This is a genomic window from Streptomyces soli, from assembly GCF_003999195.1.
Taxonomy (GTDB): domain Bacteria; phylum Actinomycetota; class Actinomycetes; order Streptomycetales; family Streptomycetaceae; genus Actinacidiphila; species Actinacidiphila soli.
The window spans coordinates 1-3,328 of the sequence record NZ_RJVR01000410.1 but is presented as its reverse complement, the minus strand read 5'-3'; the positions used below and the strand labels follow the sequence as shown (position 1 = coordinate 3,328).

At 65.7% G+C, this 3,328-nt stretch carries 4 protein-coding genes; 3 read left to right on the top strand and 1 reads right to left on the bottom strand.

The genetic code is table 11. The annotated features are described in order from the left end of the window. The first annotated feature begins 618 nt into the window (after positions 1–618). From EFK10_RS46780 to EFK10_RS46770, 3 genes are all read left to right on the top strand, one after another. Complete coding sequence (locus tag EFK10_RS46780; RefSeq protein ID WP_127361693.1) at positions 619–1,830, top strand: HEAT repeat domain-containing protein; 1,212 nt, start codon at positions 619–621, stop codon at positions 1,828–1,830. Positions 1,831–1,851: 21 nt separating this feature from the next. Further along, positions 1,852–2,109, top strand: a complete 258-nt coding sequence (locus EFK10_RS46775; RefSeq protein WP_127361692.1) for a hypothetical protein — start codon at positions 1,852–1,854, stop codon at positions 2,107–2,109. 147 nt (positions 2,110–2,256) lie between these two features. Next, positions 2,257–2,736, top strand: coding sequence for an SMI1/KNR4 family protein (locus tag EFK10_RS46770; protein ID WP_127361691.1), 480 nt, complete (start codon positions 2,257–2,259; stop codon positions 2,734–2,736). A gap of 183 nt (positions 2,737–2,919) precedes the next feature. Here EFK10_RS46770 and EFK10_RS46765 read toward each other — a convergent pair whose 3' ends face one another. Further along, positions 2,920–3,153, bottom strand: coding sequence for a hypothetical protein (locus EFK10_RS46765; RefSeq protein ID WP_127361690.1), 234 nt, complete (start codon positions 3,151–3,153; stop codon positions 2,920–2,922). Positions 3,154–3,328 lie beyond the last annotated feature (175 nt).

Here is a 3,328-nt window from a genome sequence, read left to right as displayed (position 1 = left end):
GAACAATCTTTACTCATTTACCAAACGGACTGGTTGATTGGAACTTTGGAGGCGATGGCGGCCAGGCCCGGAAGCCGGGGCGTCTCCAGTTTGGAAGACGAGTGATACGGGTGTGGCCTGGCCTGGGAAATGTCTGACCTGGGATTGACTGCTGCTGTGGCCGTCGTTCCCCGTGAGTCCCCGTCGCTTCCCGCCGGACCGGGCACGCAACGGGCACGGGGGCTCTGCTTCCGTCTGGCAGTAGATCACAGGGGCCTCGGTCTACTTCTTGCCCTGGGCCTTGCGAGCGATCTCGGCGACCTGCGTTTTCGCAGCTAATACTCCAGCCGCACTTCGTGATCAGGTGATGGTCCAGGTTTCTCCCCTCCGGCGGGGCGGGCCAGGAACCGGTCATCCCTCGTCGGTGGCGTCTGGGTCACGCAGCGGACGCAGGCCGTCGGGCAGGTTGGGGAGCTGGAAGGAGTGCCGGCCGAGCATCGCTCCGTCAGCCGTTCACCTGGGCCGACGGCGGCTCAATTCACGAGCTGACGCACGTGTGTTCCTCGACCCCGGGTCGCGGGTGATCGCATGACCACTCGAATCGCAGGACGGAATCCTGGTATGCCAGGATCTGCTGCTGTGACGGATAACGACCCTCTCACCGGCCTGGACGATGTGCCCTGGGCCCAGCTGCAGCACTTCTACGGCATGGCCGACGACGTCCCCGGACACCTCCGGGCGATGCAGGCGGGGGTCTGGGAGGGCCGGTACCCGCCGAGTGCGCAGCTCGCGAACCATATCGTGCACCAGGGCACGCGATCGCAGGCTGCGGTGTACACCGTTCCGTTCCTTGTGCGGATGGCACTCGACCCGAGATTGGTCAACAGGCATCGGTTCGTCGGTCTGCTGGTCGCCATCGCGATCGGGCTGGACAACAACTATCTGCCGAACGGCTATGACCCTCGGGAAGACCGCGCCTCCCTGGCGGATATACGCGACGAAGCCGACGACTGGGCTCGGTGGATCGCCGAAGCGGCGGACGATGAGCAGCGCAAACAGCGCGAGGGGAGCTGCGCGCAAGTGCTCATTGACGCCGAAGCGGTGGTGCGTTCGTATGACGCCGTCCGCGAAGCACTTCCCGCACTCGCCGTCCTGCTGACCTCGGACAGCCCTGAACTGCGGGCCAAGACGGCGAACTTGCTGGCGTGGTTCCCCGAGTCCGCGGCGACGTCGATTCCGCTCTTGAAGGCTTTCATCGCCGATGAAGACTCGCCCGGCGCGGCGGCGACGGGAGTCGTCGCCCTCGGCCTGCTCGGCGAACCGGCGACCGTCCCCTTCATCCGGCGCTACCTGGACAGCCCGATCGTCGAGCTGCGTTGGGCCTCCGCCTTCGCATTGACGCGATTCGGCATCGCCGACCCGGCCGTCGTCGACGTGCTGACACAGGTCGTCGCCCGGCCGCCTGAGAAGACCGAGACCATGTCGTTCCTGAGCGGCTCCTACATGAGTCTCGCGGCGATGGCCCTGGCCGAAACATCCGAAGCCACGACGCTCCGGGCGGTCGATGCCATGCTGGTCGGCCTGGCTGACTGTAGGGGCGTCGAGGCGTTCTACGACAGGTACTACACAGCGGGGACGCTGTTCAGGCTGGTTTTCCCGGACGATCCCGCCGAACCGCCGCAGTCCTTCGGCGACCTGAGCGACGTGCAGCAGCGTGTCGTGCGCTTCGTCGCCGACCAGGACGAGGCTGGCTGGCCATCCGGTGGGATGGACGCTTTCCGTCGGTGGAAGGTGCCGACCAGGCACTCTGACCTGCGCGTCTACGCCGGGATTGTCCAAGCTGGCCAATAGGCCGGCGCCCGACGCGTCGCCATGCTCGCGCTGGCCTTCCTCGCCCGCCCCGCAGACCCAACCCGGGCCGCCCACAACCGCACCCCGATCGACCTGACCCTCTCCCAGATCCGCCGACTCATCGGCATGCTGCTCGTGCCGCCTACGCGGACCCTCACCACGCTGCTGCACTGTCCACCTGGCGCAGGCACCACCCGGCCGCCGCCAGACGCAATCACTACCAGCGACGACTCACCACCGAGACCACCACCTGATCACGAAGTGCGGCTGGAGTACTAAAGGGAATGATCGACGGTCTCTCGCTGGTCGTCACTTGTCATCGTTGGCTGCTGCCGGGCGGCCTCGGACGGTCCACAGACGGCCCAGGAATCGGGCGACTCCACCCCAGCGATGGCCCTCACCACTGCGGATTGAGAGGCTGAGCCGGTGACTGATGATGAGGTTGTAGAGGCGTTGCGCACCGCGGCCGGGACGCGGATCTTGCCCCCACCCGCACGACCGGAGGGTGTCGCCGAGGCGGAAGAGATCATCGGGTTCCCGCTGCCCGCATTGCTGCGGCGTTTGTACCTCGAAGTGGCCAACGGCGGATTCGGCCCAGGCGAAGGCATCCTGGGCGTAAGTGGGGGCCGCGCTCAGGGCAATTTCGCGGACATCGCCGAGCTGTACCAGGACGGCCCGGATCCGTCCGGCCGCATCCCCGCCGGCCTGGTGCTGCTCTACGACTGGGGCGACACCATCTGGTCGCTGGTCGACTTCCGCGACCCAGCAGGCTCCATGTGGTGCAACCACGAAGGAGAGCACTGGTCCCAGGGCATCACCCTCAGGGAATGGCTGATCGGCACGTCGGCGGGAACCCTGACGGTGGATAGGTTGCTGGCAGGCCAGCCATCTGCCCAGTCCAGCTAACCGATCCGCCATTATCAAGAGCGGATCAGTTCTTCTGGAAGTGACACGCCGGGTCCCTGACCTGCAGCCGCCTCACCGATCAACTCTCCGACCTGCGGCTGAGCCGTCAATGGTTGTCAGCGTTGGTCGCCGTTGAGCACCCTTTCACGGCCCGGTGACGGCCCCAGCGACTCGGCTACCCCCTCAGCTGAGCACGAAAAGACCCAGCGTGATCAGGGCCAGACCGCCGAGTGGGCCGTAACGGAAGCACCAAGTGGGGACTGGCCTGTACAAAGCTCCCAGCGGTCCGTCCTTGAGCCGCGTTTCAATACGGGAGTTGAACTTCCCTACGTCCAGAACGAGACCCAGGCAGAAGATGACCGCCAGGACATAGAAGATCAGCGGACCGTAGTCGCCCTGCCGTACAGCCTGCAGCATGAGCCCCCCTCGGGAGTGTTCCAGAAGGATCTTCCTCCTGGCGTGGATCGCCGACAAGGGGCAGGTATCACGAGGTCGGTGGAGAGAGTTTGAGGTCTGGCCCTTGGGGCGAGAGATCATGGCCCCTTACGCTGACCGCGAATCGGGCTGGCTCCTAGCCTGCCCGCAATAGCCC

Bases quoted from the DNA above. Each gene is read 5' to 3' on its own strand.
- EFK10_RS46775 (WP_127361692.1), top strand. From the start codon at position 1,852: ATGCTCGCGCTGGCCTTCCTCGCCCGCCCCGCAGACCCAACCCGGGCC.
- EFK10_RS46765 (WP_127361690.1), bottom strand. From the start codon at position 3,153: ATGCTGCAGGCTGTACGGCAGGGCGACTACGGTCCGCTGATCTTCTAT.